This window comes from Kothea flammea, from assembly GCF_052161645.1.
In the GTDB taxonomy this organism is placed as follows: domain Bacteria; phylum Planctomycetota; class Planctomycetia; order Pirellulales; family Pirellulaceae; genus Laterigemmans.
In genome coordinates this window covers 3,489,305-3,508,611 of the sequence record NZ_CP197414.1, presented here as the reverse complement: position 1 = coordinate 3,508,611, position 19,307 = coordinate 3,489,305, and the positions used below count along the sequence as shown (strand labels likewise).

Genomic DNA, 19,307 nt, shown 5'->3' with positions numbered 1-19,307 from the left:
TCGCTTACTCGCTTGCGCTTCGTGCTAGTGCTCATTGACTGGCTCCGCTTGTTTGGAGGTATGCCAGCAAGTCGTAAATTTCCTCTTCCGTAAACGTGTCCAAGAGCCCTTCCGGCATGGTCGAAACATCAGAGACCCGGCGTTGTTCGATCGCCGACTTCGCGATCAATTCGGTCTTTTCCGGCTTGAGTAGATTTGGGATGAAGCGAATGGAATCTGCGGTCTCTTCGATTACCAAACCAGTGAGCAGGCGACCGTCATCGACCAGAATCAACTGTGTTTGAAAGTCCTTGTGGATCTCACTCGATGGTTTGACGACCTGTTGCAGCAGCTTTGCCCCGCGGAATCGTTTGGTGACATCCGTCAGATCCGGGCCAAGCTTCTTTTCGCCGGGTCCAATGTTATGGCAGCGGCTGCATGTCGCTTGTTCAAAGACAAGTTTTCCACGTTTAACGTTGCGCTGGCTTAGGTTATTCGGCGCGTCGCCAAAGTAGTGATGTTGCCACTTCTCCACGAAGCGACGTTCCACGGGTACGTCGCTGGTGGCCACGTGCTCGAGGATTCGTATAAACATCTTTCCATCGCGGCTGCGTGAAGGATTTGCCTGGCGAAATTCGTTCCAAAGCTTTCCAACGAGGCCGCGATTCTGAGGTGGCATTTCGGCCATCCGTTTGTCGACGTATTCTTGATGCGGCATGGTTCGATAGGCAGCGGGCAATTCCGCTTGGTCGATCTTTGCAAACAAGGCGGTGTTGTCACTTTGTGTGGGGCGGTTCGTCTTCGCCGCAGTGGCGAGATTTCCGATGTCATGATTGCCGTCGTAATGTTTTGGTGAAAGTTTGATGCCTCCGCCTTCTGGCAGTACCTTCGGTAGGGAAATACGGATCACCGCTCCAACACCGCGTTCCATGTGGCGAGCTGGGCCTGACGTGCTGGTCCAAACATTGCCGTCGTCATCAAACTCGATTTCCCGCGTGTAGGAAACTCGCGTGGGCAGACGGTATTCGACCAGAGTCTCAGTCTTTGGATCGAAGCGGTTGATGGTGTCGTTACCGGTGCCGCACACCCAAACGATGCCATCTTTGTCGACATTCAGCGCGTACGGAATCTGATTCTCGGCATCGGGCAGCTCGTAGACCGTCCAGTGTTCGGTGTCGGGATTAAACTTTGCGAAGACGCCGGAACCAAAACCTGGCGCCCAGACCATTCCATCGGGTGCGATGTGCAAACGACGAGGGCCTCGGAAGGGCGGGTTCCATTCCTTGATGTCGCCGTCAGGAGCGGTCGGATCGATTCGACCGATGCGGTTGCCATTCAGCTTGGAATACCAAATGGTTCCATCAACGGGCGAATAGTCAATTCCGTACGGCGTGATGCCTCGCGATTCACCGCGCCCCGCACCCATCGCCTGTCCCGCACTGAGCAGTTTGTATTCCTTCACGAAGTGGGTTTCGGGGTGGATGGAATAGCACGAATTGGCGCCTGCGTCGGTGTACCAGATCAGCCCTTCCGGATCCTCTGGGTTGATTCGCAGCGTGTGGGGATAACTACCGCGTGGTTTGGGAGCCTCCGCACTGCTGTAGGTCTCGAACTCTTGTGTTTCGACGTCATAGCGCACCATCTGGCCCGTTGCGCACATGGTGGTCCACATGCTGCCATCGTTTGCGGTTTCGATTGAGTGAGGGCCATATGTGCCACGTGGGTATTGCTGTGCTCGCTGCGCTCCGGTCCTTGGATCGAGTACGAGCAAGCGATGCTGGCTGATATTAACCGCGTAGATGTTGCCGTCTGGGCCAATTTCCAAGTCGTGGAAGGAACCTTTCAGTGGTTCATCCAATTCCCACATGGTGATTGTTGCAGCTGCTGCAGCTCCGGTGGGCGGAGGTGGCGGTTGAAACGCAGGCCATTTCTTTACGGCATCATCTTTGTAGGTCTCCATCAAACGCTGAACAATGGTGTTTTGCGTGTGTGGATAAAGACCACCAAACCCATCCATGCGACGAATCATCGTCTCCCAGTCGACGGGCTCCTCGGGTGTTCGGAATCCGACGGTACCGATCTGATGACAGTAGGAACACATCATCTTGAAGTTCATGCGATCGCGCGGGTCGTCGAATTTCAACATACTCAGCGCGCTGCTTGCAGGACGCTGCAGTTCGAGTTCTTCACCTTCGGCCAGACGGGTTTTGATTGTAAGGTCTTCGGTTCCGGGAGCCACATCGGATCGCCACTCGTCTGCAATTCCCATCAGTCGTGTCCGCACGTGATGATTCACGCTGCGAAGCCCGTTGATGCTGAAGGTTCCATCATCCCCGGTAAAGACTGAGATCCACTTGCGGTGTTCGTCATCAATCGCCGAGACCGTCACGCCAGCAACTCCCTTGCCGGATTCATCGAGGATTCTGCCAGCGATCGCATTCTCAGGCGACTCGACGGCCAAAGCGACCGCGGACGATAGAAACAAATGGGCAACTGTGATGCACGCCAAAATGCGCGGTGGTCTTTTGAAAATTGGTTGTCGGTTCATTCAATATCTCCGGTCGTGTCCAACACGGTGGCATTTAGGATGAGTGGGCGGAATTTGGCAGCGGGCACGTCGCTGAGTGTTTGCAAAAACGCAATGATCCGATCAGCGGTCGGTTCATCGAGTGAAATCACTTTGTGGGCTTCCGAGTCCAACGATTTGCTCAACTGTTGTCGCGTGTAGGTGCGATTTCGCAATGTCGGCACTGGTTGGTCGCGATTCACATGCCCTAAAGCAGGAAGTTGATGGCAGGTGAAGCAGCTTTCCGAACCTGTCCCGATCCCGGCGGCAAGCTTGAAGCCTTCGAAAGCATCCCGCTTCATTGTCGGAGGCAGTTTGATTTGGACTCGGCCTTCCTGATTGGCGAGTCGACTTTCGATTCTTGACGCAAGTCCCGCTTGATCTTCGAGTGCTTCGACTTCAATCGGAATCCGATTCATGTAGGCAAAGGCATCGAACGGAGATCGATAGTCGGAGGAGAACCGATGGACCAGCGTTGTGGGCTCGCGGGATGGGGCAGGATTGTCCGATGACCAATCAAACGCCTCATCAGAAGCACTCTTTGAGATCTTCAGTAGCTGTGATTTCATCTTCGCATAGATCAATGGTTCGCGAATCGCGATGTTTGTTTTCTGCGCTGGATCTGTTCTGAGGTCATAAAGTTCGAAGCGAGTGAACTGAGTTTGCTTCAAGCCAGGAATCCACGATTCGTGAAACTGATTCAAGCGAATGAACTGGCCCCGCAGTCGCTCGGCTTCTGAATCGCGGAAGCCTTCGAAGAGTTGCTTATCAAGGGTGGAGCCACGAGTCTCTTCGTCGAAGATGCCTTTTTCACGGAGCAGCGCTTCGATGCGATTCTTGATCTCAACAAGAGCTTCGTAATCCTTCGGAAGTCTGCCGTCACGATATGCGACCATGTTGAATCGTCCATCGCGGATGGCAACAGCGGGACCGGACAGCGGTAGGTACCAAAAGAGCGGCTGTGTGCGTTCGAACCATTCCGTTTGTCTCGGCGAACTGTTACCGATCAACTCCCGAACAAGCAGTTGCGAAAGGTCGGCTCCATCAAGATGTACGGGCGGGGGATCGATTCCGGTGATACCGCAAATCGTCGGAAGCAGGTCCACAAGTCCGGCCGGCTCATCTTCAACCATCCCCGCCAAGATATGACCTGGCCAATAGAAGATACCTGGAACTCGTATCCCACCTTCGAAGTTCGATCCTTTAGTGCCCCGCAGTTTGCCGACTCGATCTGCGCGATAGCTGCCATTGTCTGAGGAATAGATAATCAGAGTGTTTTCTGGCTCGTCGATCTCGTGGAGTTTCTCAACCAGCCTGTTGATCGCTTGATCGGTATTCGCGATTGTTGCGGAGTAGACCGCCGCTGGGTCAGACTGCTCACCGTACTGGCGGACCAAACCTTCGGGAGCCGCCAGCGGTGCGTGTGGTTCATGGAACCAAATATTGACGAGGAAAGGCCGATCATCATCTGACCGATTCTCAAGCCACGAGACGGCTTCATCAACAACAAGGTCGCACGCATACCCTTCCAGCATGCCGACAGGTTTTCCGTTGCGAATGAAATTCCGTGGATTGTGATGTGACGGCTGAGCGTTATTGCCCGTTGCAAACCAGTAATCGAAGCCGTGATCAGCGGGCGTAGGCTTATCCGGAAACTTGTTCGACGGAAGTCCGAGGTGCCATTTTCCGAAATGCGCCGTTGCGTAGCCACCTCGCTGCAATACTTCTGCGATCGTCACTTCCGCCTTTGGCAAATGGGATCGTTGGTCATCGTCGTTGATCCAACTGTAGATACTGGCACGGACGTTTGTTCGCCCGGTTAGTAGAACCGCTCGCGACGGCGAACAGACAGCAGCCCCCGAATAAAAGTTGGTAAAACGCATCCCACCGCTTGCCAGTTGGTCGAGCGTTGGCGTCTTAACAGGGCCGTCATAGCACCCGATGTCCTTCCAGCCCAGGTCGTCTGAAAGTAGAACAATGATGTTTGGTCTGCGTTCACCGGCAAGCGTTGTTGTGAAAGGCGACAAGGCGATGCACACGCAGATGAGCTGCAGAGATTGATAACTCGTGTTTGTCTTCATCACTTAAAATTCAGCGTGCCGCGGTCATAAGAATTCCCCAAAGTAAATTCATCCGTCGCGGTTTTCCTTGTCAGCAGTTTTGTAGGTTGTTCGACGCCACTACTCAGCCGCCCGGATCAAGCGAACTTGGATCGGCCGGGCAGTCGCAAGCGTGAAGTCGAGCGTATCATCATCGGTCAGTTGGTAGCGAAGTGTGATCTGGCCCTTATTGCCGTCTCCATCGGTGTAGCCCAGGTTAAGGACGGCTGCGTCATCTTTCTTAAATGTCCAGGTGCCCAGGTTAGACGAGCCAGTGCTATCGGCGCCGACCTGGAAGGTGTCGCCATTGGCCGCGTTGAGGCTGATCAGTGAAACCGATGTGCGACTGGGGTCGATGGATTCAGCTTCGATCACTCGCTCTTTGATTTTCCACTGGAACGATAGTTTGAGACCTTCACCTTGGGAGGCTTCGTCGACCCACGTGCCAATCAGGCGGTCCCAGCCGGACCGCTTCAGCACGTCAGCCAAAGTCTTCGGCTTTGACTGCTTGGTGTCTTCGTCATCGTCATCCTTTTCTTGTGGATTTGCCTCAGCAACGGTCAGGATGAAGTCATTGCTAAACTGGCCGCTGGGGTTTTGCAGTTGCAGTAAGTGCATGCCGTTCTCGGGTCGATGCCTGAGGTCGATCACGACTTGTTCATTGTCTTGAATCGCAACTTCGCCGGCGACTCGATGTCCATCAATGAAGATGCGAGCCCCCGGGTCAACGTGACGTCCACTGACCAGCATTTTGGATTCACCAGGATACAACACGGGGAACTTTTGCTTTCCGCGTTGCTTCTCGATCGGTCCGACCGTCCAGATGATTGGCTGCGGATGTTCAACGTCACAATGTACTCCGTGACGAGCGGTGAGTGTGATCGTCAATTGTTCCGCGTTAACTTTTTTAACGAGCTGATCGCGAGTGAAAGACGAACCACTCGATTGTTCGTGGTATCGACCATCCTCGCCGAACTGCAAGTTGACTGCGGAGGATGAATCGCCTCCGCTGCGAACTCCATTACCCTGCAGCACGACCGCACCATCCCGCGACGCCTGTTCGAGAGCAGCCAGTAGTTCGAGTGTCGATTCGTCGGCAATCGAATCCCCCGTCAGCGTCACCTGCCGCGCGAACGCGCCGGAGTATCCCGTGCTCATTTCCAGCACCATGTCCCACACGGGATTGAAACGTTCGCGGCCTCCCCATGAAAAACGCCAGATGTCTTCTTCCGACTGCCCACGCTCGGCAACTTCGCGATAAAACGGAAACTCATGGATGTTCAGTCGCCCCTGGGGAAGAATCAGAAAGCGATCATAAGCACCTCGCCAAGTCGGCGCATCCATGCCGGTGCCTGGCGTGTTGGTGCTGACCAGATGCGGCATGCGATGACAATCGCCGCAGACGTTCGCTGTGGGCTTGGTCGGATCGTTGTCACCATCAATGTGGAAAAGGCGAAAGCCGTCGCGAGCTCGCTGAGTCAGTTCGCTGGTGTACGGTCGACGCTGGGCGGGAGGATAGGGAACACCCAGCAGAAACGTCGCCATGTCGTCTCGCTGAGCCGCCGAAAGCCGACCGATTTTGTCTTCATCGTTTTTGAAACTCTCGTCCGCGAACGCCATCGTCGAAGCGAGTCCGCCATCAATCAGATGTCGCACGCTGTTGGCGGCATCGCCCTTCACCGAGTTGGGCTCAACGCTGGTGTAGATGTGAGCGCTATTATTGCCGCCATAGGGATCGCCCGGAATTCCGTCCCAGTGATAAGGCTCGGTGTCGCGTAGTCCGCGGACCGGCATCGTGCTGCGGGGCATGATCTGATCACCGCCAGTGACGACGGGCGTCTTCAGAACCCAAAGCAGCTGGTCGGTATGTCCATCGGGATGACAACTAGCGCACGAAAATGTTCCGGTCGACGAAGCCGCCGCCGTCTCGAACGCCATTCGCCCTCGTTTGACCGCTGGGTGAGTTGGATCGCTAAGCGTGATGGTCGAGATGACCTGCGGATCCGCAAGATTTTTCAAGTCGACAAGGCTCACGGTGTTGGCGACCGCGTTGAGCACCCATGCCGAAGCAAGTCCCCCGTCGGTTTGCTCAAGTGCGATTCCTCGCGGAACGGCGTCCACATCGACGCGACCCAACACCTTGCCGCTGTTGACGTCAACAGTAAAAACTTTGTCCGAAGCAGCAGCCGAGACGACCAGCGTTGAATCGTCGTCACTGATTTGAATCGCAAATGGTGTGGCCAGAGCCTGTCCCGGCTCTGGATGCATCGGCGGAAGAGGTTCCAAATCGATGAACTCTGGCTGTCGCGATTCGCCCTCACCACCGAGTTCGACGCGCGTGATTCGGTTCAAAAATGCTCGGTTCTCGAGCTGACTCAAGTCGTGCTTCTTTGTTCCGGAGCGCCCGTTAACATCGTTACGTGCGTCGGTCTGGGCGATGAATACTGTGCCGTCCGAGGCGACGGTCAGACCGTACAGCAACGTCCCCAGCGAATCGACGGTATCGATAAGCTGATCCGTTTCGATGTCAAAGACGAACAGGTCGCGGTCCGGCACTTCGGGATGTTTAACGATGTCGACAACATGTCCGATCGACAACACATTGTTGTGGATGATGGAATGTTCCCACGCATCGAACGTCACCAGATCACCATCGATGTCATCCTTTCTGCCACCGGAAAGCTGCGTCTTATTGTTGGACTCAAACGGAATGACAAAGAGTTTTCCGTCGCGAACCGTGATGGCTCGCGGGTCCTGAGCCGGTATCGTTATTCGTCTAGTGACCTGTCGAGAAGCCACGTCGACAACGGCAATTTGGTTCTCCGATGATAGAGCGACGTATGCCTTGTCGTTGCTCGCGAAGGCGATTCCAACTGGCTCATCAAAGGTTGTCGCACGTTTTGAATCGAACTCCTGAACTGTGGCGACGACGTGCAAGTAAGTTGGACTGGTCAAATCATTGTCGATGACGCTGACGCAGTCTGAAACATGGTTCGACACCCAGATTTCCTTGCCGTCCGGTCGAACCGCAATGCTGACCGGATCGACACCCACCGGAATGCGATGCGCCAGCTTCCGTGTTTCAATGTCGATGACATCAACCGTGTCGGCGGGTGTGTTGACGACGAAGACACGGTTACCACTGATGGCAATCGGGTTGGTGTGTGGGCTGACAAACGTTGGATGGCCAACAACCTGAAATTCTGGTGGTTCCGGATTGCCTGCACTGGCCGTTTTTACATCAGGCCCCATCGCAATGCCGGCAGGAGGCTGGCCCGCTGGCAGGAGCAGCAGTACGGCAACGACGGCAATCGAGGACAACGTAAGGAACGGACGCGAAATAAGTTTCTGGTAGCGAAAGTCGTCAAGACTTTCGCTAGGGACAAATCGGAAAGTTGTATCGAGACAATTTTGATGTCGTATCGTTTTCATTAAGTTGACTCCTGGATTGCGGGCGTTGGAACCTGTATTGTCGGCTCCGCCGTTGGTTTGCTTTCCTCACGTCCTGGATATCGTCTTCCATTCAGTAGAGCACCCAGCCATGTGTTTCTCACGCCTATCTGATAGCTGACAAGCAGCAAGCCAGTCGTGGCCGAACAAACGAATCCGAACTTCAGCAGAGAGGGCAACGACCAGTCGCGTACAAAAAACTGCAGCAGTATGACGAGTGGAATATGGGCCAGATAAAGCCAGTACGACGAATCGGACAGATAGCGAACCCAGAAACGCGGCGAGCGAAAGAAGCGGTTGAATAAGCCCAGCATTCCAAACGACATCACCCATGTGTAGCTGACTTGCATGACCGCGAACAGGATTCGACCGCTGGTCTGTTCCGGTCCCTGCAGAGCGAGCCCAAACGGAAAAAGGATGAGGATTGCTGCTGCGAGTTTCCACCAATATCCGCCGCCAACGGCGACCGCTTGATCGTTCGCGCCGAAGTAGATCGCTCCGTAACCGAAAAATATGGCGTAGTACGCCAGCACGGCTGGCAGCGGCAGCAAACCGACAGACGTGTCTGGTCCATACGCGTATTGCGAACTGGCCATGAAATACTGAGGCACGGCAGCAAGTGGGATCAGCCAGACGTAGCGCAGCCATGACGTGAGCCACCTGTTTGAAACGGCTGGGACTCGCAGTGTCTGAAGCAGCTTCACAATCAACACGAAACCGCAGACGAACCAACACAGGAACCAGAGAAACCACAAGTGGTGAAAGACGGGAACATAGAAGAGCAATGCGATGAGCCCACTCAATACGTCTTCTCGTCCATCACTGGCGACTGCTATCGAAACCGATCGTCCAGTTTGATCTTCGATGGCTTGTGCGATCCGCTTTCGTCCATCCAACAGATCCTCTTGATCAACCGGAACCTGCACCAGCTTTGCGATGTACGCAGTGGTCGCCCAGTCCAGGGAGAGTAGCTGCTCAGGCGTCGCACCTTCATTATTCTTTAATTCCAGACTCGCCCCCGCATCCAGTAAAATCTCGGCAACTTCGGCTCGGCCGAACAGGCAGGCCACATGCAACGGAGCCGCCCCTTGCGCATTTTTCGCATCAACATTGCCTCCGTTCTGTAAGTAAGCACTGAGTGAATCCAGGTCGCCCATCACTACTGCAGCCGACACGTCGATATCGACAGCACCACGTTGTTCGGCGGGCTCCTCAACGTCCGCATTATCCGTCACCAACTCGGCCGATTCAGAGGCGGGTTGTGATCGCACGTAGCTTGAAACCACCCCCATCACTGGAATGATCGTCAACATCGCCAGCACCATCGGCAGAAAAATGCGTTTGAAGCGATGGACCAGCAGTGCTCTTAGTCCACGTTTCTTCCACAGCATCGCCGTGAAGAATCCGCTGACCAGAAAGAACAGTGGCATTCTCCATCCATGAATCGACGCCAACAGAATTGCGTAAAGCCCGCTGGACTGCGAGTCTTGCACGCCCCAGATCACACCCATTCCCGGAATGAACGACATCGCGGCGTGCAGAACAATTCCCAGCAACATTGCGAATCCTCGCAACGCGTCAAGATCGTGCCGCCGAGTTGATACCGAGCTGCTCATCAATTGTCTTCCTTCGACGAAAGGCTCTGTTGATCCTCAAACTTAAGGGTGAAGAAGAAACGCTTGCTCGGCGGTGCCACTTCCCAGGTGTGGGTGGCTACCGTCACGGCATGACCGTCCTTGCATGCAGTTAAGGCCTGAGTTGTTTGCTTGGCGTTTTGCTTGGTCACCCATGTTGCAACGAACTCTACTGCCGGAGTCCCATCTGGCAGCTTGGTTTCGCTTTGTTTGACCATTTCAGCCGTGCCATTGCCGGCCTGTTTCAGAGTTTCAACGTAGCGCCGGGCGGCCTGTTCGGCATCTTCTGATTGGCTGATACTGATGGAAAGCGTGTTGAAAGCTTTTTTTGCATGGAACACATTGCCGCCAGTCGCATTTCCTCGAGCAAACTCTCCAGGGATCTGGATGGTGAAAGCTGGTTTGTCGCGATACTCGAATAGGTAAGGCTGTCGTAGTGCCGCGAGTTGAGCTTTGCTTTGCTCAGGTGTCAGGCGAACCGGTCGTGGGGCGTCTTTGCGCAGCGCGTTTTCAATCGAGGTCTTATACACCCAGGCAGTGTCTGGAGATGGTCCGTGGTCAGCGACGAAGCCCCCGAAGTAGATCACCTTCCCTTTTTCAGACTCAAAAGGGGAGACTTCATAGGTTCGAACCGACTGCAACGGGATCTTCTCAACGGTGGTTGGGCCGTTCACTTCGTTCAACCAGTATTGAGCGTGTTTGTCGCGGATCGCATACATCGCGCCGGCATAAAAGCCTCCTCGCTCATTGCCTTGCCAACATGGAAACTGACGCCCGCCGACCCAGCACTCAAACCCCATCAGAAAAGCTTGCTCTTTGGTAGCTGGATTCAAGACCGGCAGAATGTTGTTGTAGCCAGCCAACGCATAGTAGACGGGATTGCCGGAGAGGTACTCGCTCATCAGATCTGCGACACATTCTTCCTTAGTGTGCGAGTACTTGCCGGTTTCATCCTGATCGAGTCGGACGACACAACTTCGGGACTTCGAGTCGGGCGCCCACACAAACAACAGTGATTCGCTCGGTCCCTCGGGATTTGGAATGACCGACAGTCCGCGGACGCCTCCCACCGGCGAAGCGACGGGGCCTTTCGATAGCTGACTCGCATCGAAGATCATCGAATGAGTCGGAGAGGGACCGTCATTCCTTCGGTAGATCTTTGTTCCGCTGGAATAGACGAGCGAATCATTGGCCTCGACGATTGCGAGCGAGCGTTTGTCTAAGCGCCCGGGCTCCGGAGTTTTATCCCATCGAATTTTTCCCGGCACATCCGCATCGTAGACTCCGGTGAAAATCCCGAGCAGGCCGACGGGCAAGAACAGGCGGTCCACGCCGGTGACCCGGTCTCGATAAACCGTCATGCACCGAGTTGAGTTGTTCTCGCCGCTCTCACCGGTGCCGCTCATCAAGACAGTTTTTCCCCACGCACCCGTGTCGTCATCACGAACAAAGACGTTGATGTCGGCGCCTTGAGGGTTCGGAGAGTATGCAGTGGCGATCAGCAGTGTGACGGGCCTATCCAGACGGTTGCCTGCACCATCCGTTTCAAAGGTGACTGACTTAAGATTCTCCGCACGCAGATTGTTGGGGCCTAACTCAAGGTCGACTTCCCATTTCCCGTTCGGGCTGTCAAGCCTGAGAATCTGGGACCATGCCGTTTTTGGATCTTTGCCGCCGTACCAAATGTTGCTTGGCTCCATCCAGTAGCTATTGGCGGCGTAGAGCTTGCCTTTGTGACCTTCCAGGTGAAGGATCTCAGACCCGCCAACGTAACGCCCTTGGCCGTCCACATATCCCGACTTGTAGGATTGCGTCCATTCGGGCTCGGCAATCATGCGTGGCTTCTGATTCCGTCTGCCAAGCGCTTTCCGGTCTGGTTTGTTGAAACCTGCTTTGTGCGGATAGTCTCCGCCGACGATGCGTCTTGGTGCACTACCGGCTGGCGGAATGATCCATTCTGCGCCGGGCGTGTTTTCGGGACCACTCTTCCACGCTGCTATAAGTTCATCGAGATCTTCCTCCAAACTTCCGGGATCATCCGGAGGCATGTGTTGATTAGGATCCCAATCGTTGCGCATGAACAGACTCATCGTGCTCATTCCGACACGGTGGCACTCGAAACAGGCATTGCCTTCGAGGTGGACCGTTCGCATGTCCCAGTTCTCTCCGCCGATGACGTAGTACGGCGAATCTTTGTCGAGTGCTGGTACAACGCTCTCATCTGTGCCTGGGAGCTTCGCGGCATTGATAAAGTCATTGGTAATGAACGGATCGGCCTGATGACACTCCACGCACTGGACTCTTCCCGGGGTAACGAATGCACGATTAAACTCATCCGGATCGTCAATCCAAGGCATGACGCCTCGCATTCGCCAGGTCTTCTCATCGAGACTGATCCAAGGACGGAGGTTACTCCCGTTGCTTTCGAAGAACGCTGTAGCTCCCGTCTTCTTGTTGTATCCAATCATTTGCACCGAACCATCGATCTTCTCGAAGTCGACTGTCGAGTTACGACCGAAACTGATCCAAATTACATCGGGCATTGACTCTCCTTCGGCCGTGCGGCCCACATGGCGCTGTAACGTGGAGCCTGAAACGGTGGCCTTGCCGAGGTAGGTGCGGTTGTCGCACGCCGTGCCCAGATTTCCATAGGCGCGCTTGCCGTTGACAAACAGCGGAATCTCAACAGCCCTGCTCAAGTCAACTCGCGGCGGAACTCCAAGCTGAGGTTCGATTAGTTTGGCGTATTCATAGGCGTTCTCGGGAAAGTCGTGCCCACTGTCATCACGCCCCCTTTTCTCTGCCCCTTTTCCGACAAGCTTCAACCACTCAACCACTTCCGCTTTGGTGGCTTGGCCTTGTTCGATCTTCCTGCGGATGTCAGCGTTCGATTCAAGTGCCTCCTCATAGATCCGGTCCCAGTCGGTTGTGTCTGAAACGGGACTTGTAGATGACTTCCTTGAGGGCTCGCTTTTTTGCTGCCCGTACGATGTGACTTGGAGACATGAAGCCACGGTCAGGAATACCATTAAAACGGCTGTAATTGAGTTTGTCTTATTCATTCGAACTCTCGTCTCGATTATTCATGGCGCAGCGATTGAGTCTCACGTTTCATTCCGTTCATCCGACTCGATCACACCATCCCGCAACCGGATGACCCGCTTAGCGCGTGCGGCAACCTCATCTTCGTGCGTGATCATCACGATGGTCTTTCCGTTGGCGTTTAGCGATTCAAATAACTCAAGCACTTCGTCGGTCGTCTTGGAGTCGAGATTACCTGTGGCTTCGTCGGCAAGTATGAAGTAGGGGTCGTTCACCAGGCTGCGCGCGATTGCAACTCGCTGCTGTTGGCCTCCAGATAATTCCGTCGGCCGGTGATAAATTCGGGATCCGAGCCCGACCATTTCTGCTAGCTCGCGACACTTCGCATTTGCGTCTTTGCCAATCAAGCCCTGATATTGCAACGGAACTTTGATGTTTTCGAGAACGTTGAGTTGTTGCAGAAGATTGTAAGATTGAAATACGAACCCGATTCGTCTGCCACGTATCCGAGAGAGCTGGTAGTCGTTGATTTGTGCGACGTCATCGCCCGCGAGTAGGTAACTGCCACTGGTTGGCCGATCGAGACATCCCAGAACATTGAGTAGCGTACTCTTGCCAGAGCCTGACGGCCCCATGATGGCGATGTACTCGCCGGCCAAGACATTAAACGTGACACCACGTAGAGCATGAACCGTTTCCCCCTTCATGAAATACGTTCTGCGCAGGTCCTGAACGCGAAAAGCAAAGCTCTCCGCTGTAGGCTGGTCGGTGTGTTGCGCTCGAATCATAAGGGCGGTTCATTTTACTAGCACGAAGCGCGAGCGAGTGGCTCGAACATCGTGGGATGGTTCTGGACACTCACTCGCTTGCGCGTCGTGCTAGTATTGGTTGGTTTGAAAAGGAGGCCGGATGCCGCCACTCGTACCTTGTTTGGAGAAACCAGGCTTAATTGAACGGCACCCGACCGTGTGCGTTAGGGTTAACCGCTCAATGAGACGCATCGTGGACATCAAAACTCGAGAGCTTCTCCAATTGTGTTTCTATTCGTGTCGTAACGCTTCGATCGGATCCAAGTAGGCTGCTTTTCGAGCTGGATAGACACCGAACAGGACTCCAACTCCAAGCGAAATACCCAACGAGAGCAGGACGGACCAAAGCGCGATCCTAGGTTCCAATTCATGAACAATGGGAGGTAGTGAGTCTGGCGAAAACGTTGTCACCATCTTCTTGGCGAAGCGAAAGATCGGCCCCACTGAGAGACCGAAGAGGACACCGGCCAATCCGCCACTGGCCGTCAATACCACGGTTTCAATCAGGAACTGCCCGATGATATCGCTGCGAGTCGCACCGAGCGCCCTGCGAACACCAATCTCACGCGTTCGCTCCGTGACCGTTGCCAGCATGATGTTCATGATGCCGATCCCGCCCACGAGCAGCGAAATGCCGGCAATGACGACCAACAAAACATTGAACATCGTTCGCGTACGTTCTGCTTGACGCAATAGCTCCCGTGGAACCACCACTGCATAGTCTTCTTTTTCGTGATACTTCTTGAGCAGTGTTTCAATGATCTGGGCGGTTTCATCAACGTCTTCGATGTCTTCTACCTCAACGGTAATCTGACTCAGTTCGACGTCTTCACCAACGAAGTTCATTCCTTGGCCTCCACCAACCCGCTTCATGACGAGGTCACCGACTCGCTGACGCAGCGTCTTAATCGGAATGTACGCGTCCAGGTTGTAGTCACGGGAATCGAGGCTCCCGCCAATCGCGGCCGAGGCGGTGCGATCTTTGGTTTGTCCGATGACGGTGTAGAACTCGCTTCCGACCCAAATGGTCCGCCCAATCGGATTTTCGTAGGGGAACAGGCGTTTGGCGGTATCGTTAGCCAGAACGATGAGTTTTTCTCCGCGGTCTCGTGTCGAAAGCCAACGTCCGCGTGCAATCTCAAGTCGGTTCAGTTCCAGGTAGTCTTCCGTGCAGCCAACCAGTTTCGTATCCGCGGTACGATCTTCGAGTCGAAGTTCGAACTTAAGTTCACGCATCGGGATTGCGCGACTAATGTTCGGAATGTTCTCGACGATTCTTCGAAAGTCGGCTCGTAACAGTCCGTAGGCTTTAACTCTGCTGTTTGCTTCTTCGTCGCTACCGGCATTCGGTTCCTTGGTGCGGACGATGACGTTCCTCGCGCCCAGTTCCAAGATCTGTTGCTGCGCCCGATAGCTGACGCCTTCTCCCATCGCGACCAACCAGATCACGGTTGACGTTCCAATGAAAATGCCGAGCGCGGCCAGTCCCGCTCGCATTTTTTGGACGAGCAGGCTCTTGATTCCGAGGTCCACTGTTTGAAAGAACTGTGCGATCACGATTTAGTCGCCTCAATCGTGGCACTCTTTGGTTCGCTCGTGTTCGACCCGTCCACTTCTGGATCGTCGGAAGTTGGCTGCTCGAATGCACTCGGATTTAGAAGGACTTCATCGCCTTCGCTCAATCCATCAGCAACAATGCTGAATACATTGTTGCTGTCGCCGAGCGAAATGTTCCGGCGTACCGCTTCCTCGGAGTCCTTGACCCAACAAAACGTTCCGCTTTCTGATTCAACGATGGCTGCGACAGGGATCAGCAAAACATCCTCGTATTCTGCGACCTTGATCTCTACTTCGGCGCTCATGCCTGGACGCAAGCCTTCCCTTGGTGGAAGAGACACATAGGTGTCGTAGCGGACTTGGTTTCCGGTCCACCAACCGGCGGGTTTGGCGATGGAAGCGACTTCGGAGACGCTGCCATCGAGAGTCCCCTCCGTCAGCGTCACTCTTGTCTCCAGTCCGATCTTCAAGCGTTTCACAAGCGACTCGTGGACACCGAGTTTCACTCGCATCTTCTCCAGGTCAGGCATCAGCAAGAGTACTTGGTCCTTGTAAACATTCGTCCCCTCGGCGATCGGTGCGGTTTCCCACTGTGCGGCGTTCGGGTGGATGACCAATCCATCGCGGTCCGCTCGAAGGATACAGTACTGAAGTTCCTCAACGGCGCGGTCTCGTCGAGAGGTATCCGCCATCGCCCGTTCCACATTTGCCTCATGGGTCGCGGCGATCGAAGAAAGATCGCCCTTAAGCGTTTGCAATTGCTCTTTGTAGGTGAAGTCTTCAAGCACCTTGAGTTGAGTCTCCTTCAGCTCAAGAGCGAGCGCCGCTTGTTCGACCGCGAATCGCCGTTCTTCAATCTCCAACTCGCTAACGAATCCACTGCTGGCCATCATCTTCGAATGCTTGAGGCGATCCCGAGCATTCTGCAACGCGGACTTAGAAACCGCGATGTCCTTCTCCATGGACATCACTTCGGTGCGGAACCGTCCTTGATCGTACTCTCCGACGGCTAGCTTTGCTCTGGCCAATCTTGCAGCGGAGGAATCTGCACCGGATTGGGACCAGTTCGCATACTTCGTGCGCTCGTCGACCTGCTCTTGGATGAGCAATGAATCAAGTCGAACGAGTTCATCGCCCTTCTTGACGTAACTGCCACTTTCGACAATCCAGAGGACTGCGTTGCGGCCTCGTACCTTCGACTTGATCTCGTAGTTTTCTTCGCTTTCGAGAATCCCTTGCTCTTCAATGTTCACGACTAAATTGCCACGTGAAATACGGTGGGTCATCCCAGCAAGTATCTCACTTTCGGTAAATAAGAAGCCAGCTGCGCGAGTGATTGCCAAAGCAAGCGACGTGAAAACCGCGAACGCAATGAGCAGCTTGATACTAGCACGCAGCGCAGGCGAGTCTTGACGCGGGTTTACCGCTGCAATGCCAGTCACTCGTTCGCGTTTCGTGCTAGCACTTCCCACTACAGATCCTCAAATCCAAATTCTTGCTCTCGGGATCCACGCAGTGAAGCGGCGGCTTCCTTTTGAGCTCCGGGGACGTTGGCTAACGGATCGAGAATGACCTGCTCTCCCTCGTTCAACCCGCTCTCAACCAAGATGAACATGCTGCTGCTGTCTCCGAGTTCTACGACGCGGCGTTCTGCCCCGGATCTGGTTTTCACCCAACAGATGAACTCGCCTTGAATCTCAAGACACGCGTTCGTCGGAATGGTCAAAACTTTTTCATGACGGGCAAGCACAATTTCTACTTCGGCGCTCATGCCAGGACGCAGGCCTTCCGCCGTGGAAGGTAGGGAAACGATCGTGTCATACTTGACGACATTGCCCGTCCACCAACCGGCGGGCTTTGCGACTTCGGCAACATAGGTAACTTCACCTGTTAGGTTGTCACGATTCAACGTAATGTTCGACTCCATGCCAGATTTCACACGCTCAATAATGGACTCATGAATTCCTACCTTGACCTGCATCTGTGACAGATCTGGCATTAAGAGCAGCGTCTGATCCTTGTTGACCGTACCTCCCTCTTCAATTTTCGGGGCATTCTCCCACTCCTCGCCATCGGGATAGATCACGAGCCCATCGCGCTGGGCAACAATCGTGCAAAGCCCAAGCTCCTCTTTTGCCCGCTCCAGCCGTTTCTTGTCCGCCAGAGCTCGCTCGACATCAGCTTCCCAGGTAGCCTCCGCGACCTTCAACTCGCCTTGTAAGCGAACGAGTTCCTCTTTCTTCGTATAGTTCTCGAGTACTTCAATTCGGGTCTTGATAAGCCCAACATTCATGTCAGCTTGCTCAGATGCAAATTCGCGCTCCTCCACTTCAAGTTCGCTCGCATATTCGCTTCGCGACATCATTTGAGAATGCTTCAGTCGGTTCCTGGAGTTCAAGAGCCGCGATTCGGCAACGGCGAGATCCTTCTGCAAAGAAGAGAGCTCCGAGATGAAACGACCTTGTTCATATTCAGATATCGCAAGTTTTGCTCGTTCTACATCTGCCGCCGATCTCGCGACTTGCGATTCTGCTAAGTGATAGAACTTGGTGCGTTCACTGATCTCTTCTTCGATCGCTAAGGTCTCGAGGCGGATTAACTCATCACCTGCCTTTACATCCGTTCCGCTATCGATCACAAAGGTAATTGTATTGCTACCTCGGACACGACACTTCACTTCCGTGTTGTTCGCACTTTCGAGTGTCCCTTGTTCCGTAACGGACACAATCAACTCGCCTCGGCTGATCGTGTGCGTTGGAGCAGAATCGAGCAACCTGTCGATTGAATCATTGGGCACAACACTTACCCAAGCTATACCGGCAGCAACTAGAATCGCGGCTGCAAGAATGGTCAACTTTATCATGGCTGCGCAGCCTCTTCCGGCGACTCCGCTTCTGAGTCGGAGGTCGACTGCGTCAATGTCATTAGGGCATCCTCCTCTGCCTCTTCAACGAGTGCAGTTGGATTCAGAATCACCTCCTCACCTTCTTTCAGCCCAGCTAAGACTTCGATGAAGACGTCGTTACTATCGCCGAGCTCAATCAGCCTCTTTTCCGGTTCGACTTCTCCCTGGACCCAGCAAAAGATACCGTCCTCGGTTTCGACCACGGCTGCGACGGGAATCAGGAGAACATCGGGATGAACAGCGAGAATCACTTCCACCTCGGCGCTCATGCCTGGCTTCAGCCCTTCGTCCGAAGGCAACTCGATCACTGTGTCGTATTTCACGACGTTTCCAGTCCACCATCCTGCTGGACGCGTCACCGAAGCTACCTCTGAGACGGTCGCCTCAAGCGTTCGATCGGGCAAAGTGACGATCGCTTTCTGTCCCGGGTTCACACGGTCGATCACCGACTCGTGGATTCCCAATTTTAATTGCATCTGGGACAAATCGGGCATCAGCAACAGAACCTGGTCTTTCCGGACCGTCGCGCCTTCGGTGATATCAGGCGTGGACTTCCAAGACGCCGCTGACGGATAGATGATTAAGCCGCCCTTTTCGGCGCGAATCACACAATCCTCCAGCTCTTGAGCCGCACGATCTCGTCGCTTGCTCTCCATCGCCAGCCCGGCTTGGTCAGCGGCAAGTTTAGATTCACTGGCAGTTTTGTTTCCATGCAGAGTCTCGAGCTGCATTTTGCGGGTGAAGTCTTTCAACACCTTGATTTCAGTTTCTTTCACCTTCAGCTCCAACTCCGCCTGGGTCACCGTGAAGGCATTGCCTTCCACCTCGAGATCGGTGACGTAACCTTGGCGAAAGAGCGATTTGGACCGCTCATACATTTTCCGAGCAGTACGCAAGTTGCGCTTGTGAGCGGCGAGTTCTTTCTCCAACGCTTGCAATTGCGACTTAAAGCGCCCTTGCTCGTAGGCGTCAATCGCAATCTTGGCCGTCTCCACATTGGCTTCAGTCTGTGCCAAGGTGGCCTGCGCAATGAAAGTGTTCGTCTTCGTCAGGCTGTGCTGTTCTTCGATAACTTTTGTGTCGAGCCTGACCAGCTCTTGGCCTTTTTCGACGACCGTCCCCGTCGGAACGACGTAAGTTACTGTGCTAAACCCGCGGACCTTGCATTTGATTTCGGTGTTATTGGAACTTTCGAGTGTCCCTTGCTCCGTAACGGAAACCGTCAGTGCCCCCCGCTTAATCGAATGGGTTAGGTACTCTCGAGAC

At 54.3% G+C, this 19,307-nt stretch carries 10 protein-coding genes; all 10 read right to left on the bottom strand.

Going from position 1 to position 19,307, the window contains the following annotated elements; genetic code table 11:
• Positions 1–31 precede the first annotated feature (31 nt).
• Complete coding sequence (locus SH139x_RS13245; RefSeq protein WP_488355676.1) at positions 32–2,527, bottom strand: virginiamycin B lyase family protein; 2,496 nt, start codon at positions 2,525–2,527, stop codon at positions 32–34.
• Complete coding sequence (locus tag SH139x_RS13240) at positions 2,524–4,626, bottom strand: sulfatase-like hydrolase/transferase (RefSeq protein ID WP_488355675.1); 2,103 nt, start codon at positions 4,624–4,626, stop codon at positions 2,524–2,526. Before SH139x_RS13240 ends, SH139x_RS13245 begins: the two co-directional genes overlap by 4 nt.
• A gap of 99 nt (positions 4,627–4,725) precedes the next feature.
• Positions 4,726–8,076 carry a YncE family protein gene (locus SH139x_RS13235; protein WP_488355674.1) on the bottom strand — a complete coding sequence of 1,117 codons (3,351 nt, stop codon included), beginning with the start codon at positions 8,074–8,076 and terminating at the stop codon, positions 4,726–4,728.
• The gene (locus tag SH139x_RS13230) at positions 8,076–9,710 is read right to left on the bottom strand and encodes an acyltransferase family protein (protein ID WP_488355673.1); all 1,635 of its coding nucleotides are present in this window, start codon (positions 9,708–9,710) and stop codon (positions 8,076–8,078) included. Before SH139x_RS13230 ends, SH139x_RS13235 begins: the two co-directional genes overlap by 1 nt.
• Complete coding sequence (locus SH139x_RS13225; RefSeq protein ID WP_488355672.1) at positions 9,710–12,790, bottom strand: hypothetical protein; 3,081 nt, start codon at positions 12,788–12,790, stop codon at positions 9,710–9,712. The genes SH139x_RS13230 and SH139x_RS13225 overlap by 1 nt, the downstream gene beginning before the upstream one ends.
• A 42-nt stretch (positions 12,791–12,832) precedes the next feature.
• Positions 12,833–13,558: an ABC transporter ATP-binding protein gene (locus SH139x_RS13220; RefSeq protein ID WP_488355671.1), complete on the bottom strand. Its 726-nt coding sequence runs from the start codon at positions 13,556–13,558 to the stop codon at positions 12,833–12,835.
• A gap of 252 nt (positions 13,559–13,810) precedes the next feature.
• Positions 13,811–15,136, bottom strand: a complete 1,326-nt coding sequence (locus tag SH139x_RS13215; protein ID WP_488355670.1) for an ABC transporter permease — start codon at positions 15,134–15,136, stop codon at positions 13,811–13,813.
• The gene (locus SH139x_RS13210; RefSeq protein ID WP_488355669.1) at positions 15,133–16,578 is read right to left on the bottom strand and encodes an efflux RND transporter periplasmic adaptor subunit; all 1,446 of its coding nucleotides are present in this window, start codon (positions 16,576–16,578) and stop codon (positions 15,133–15,135) included. The genes SH139x_RS13215 and SH139x_RS13210 overlap by 4 nt, the downstream gene beginning before the upstream one ends.
• Before the next feature lie 29 nt (positions 16,579–16,607).
• Positions 16,608–17,999 carry an efflux RND transporter periplasmic adaptor subunit gene (locus tag SH139x_RS13205; RefSeq protein WP_488355668.1) on the bottom strand — a complete coding sequence of 464 codons (1,392 nt, stop codon included), beginning with the start codon at positions 17,997–17,999 and terminating at the stop codon, positions 16,608–16,610.
• Positions 17,996–18,970, bottom strand: coding sequence for an efflux RND transporter periplasmic adaptor subunit (locus tag SH139x_RS13200; protein ID WP_488355667.1), 975 nt, complete (start codon positions 18,968–18,970; stop codon positions 17,996–17,998). The genes SH139x_RS13205 and SH139x_RS13200 overlap by 4 nt, the downstream gene beginning before the upstream one ends.
• Positions 18,971–19,307: the final 337 nt, after the last annotated feature.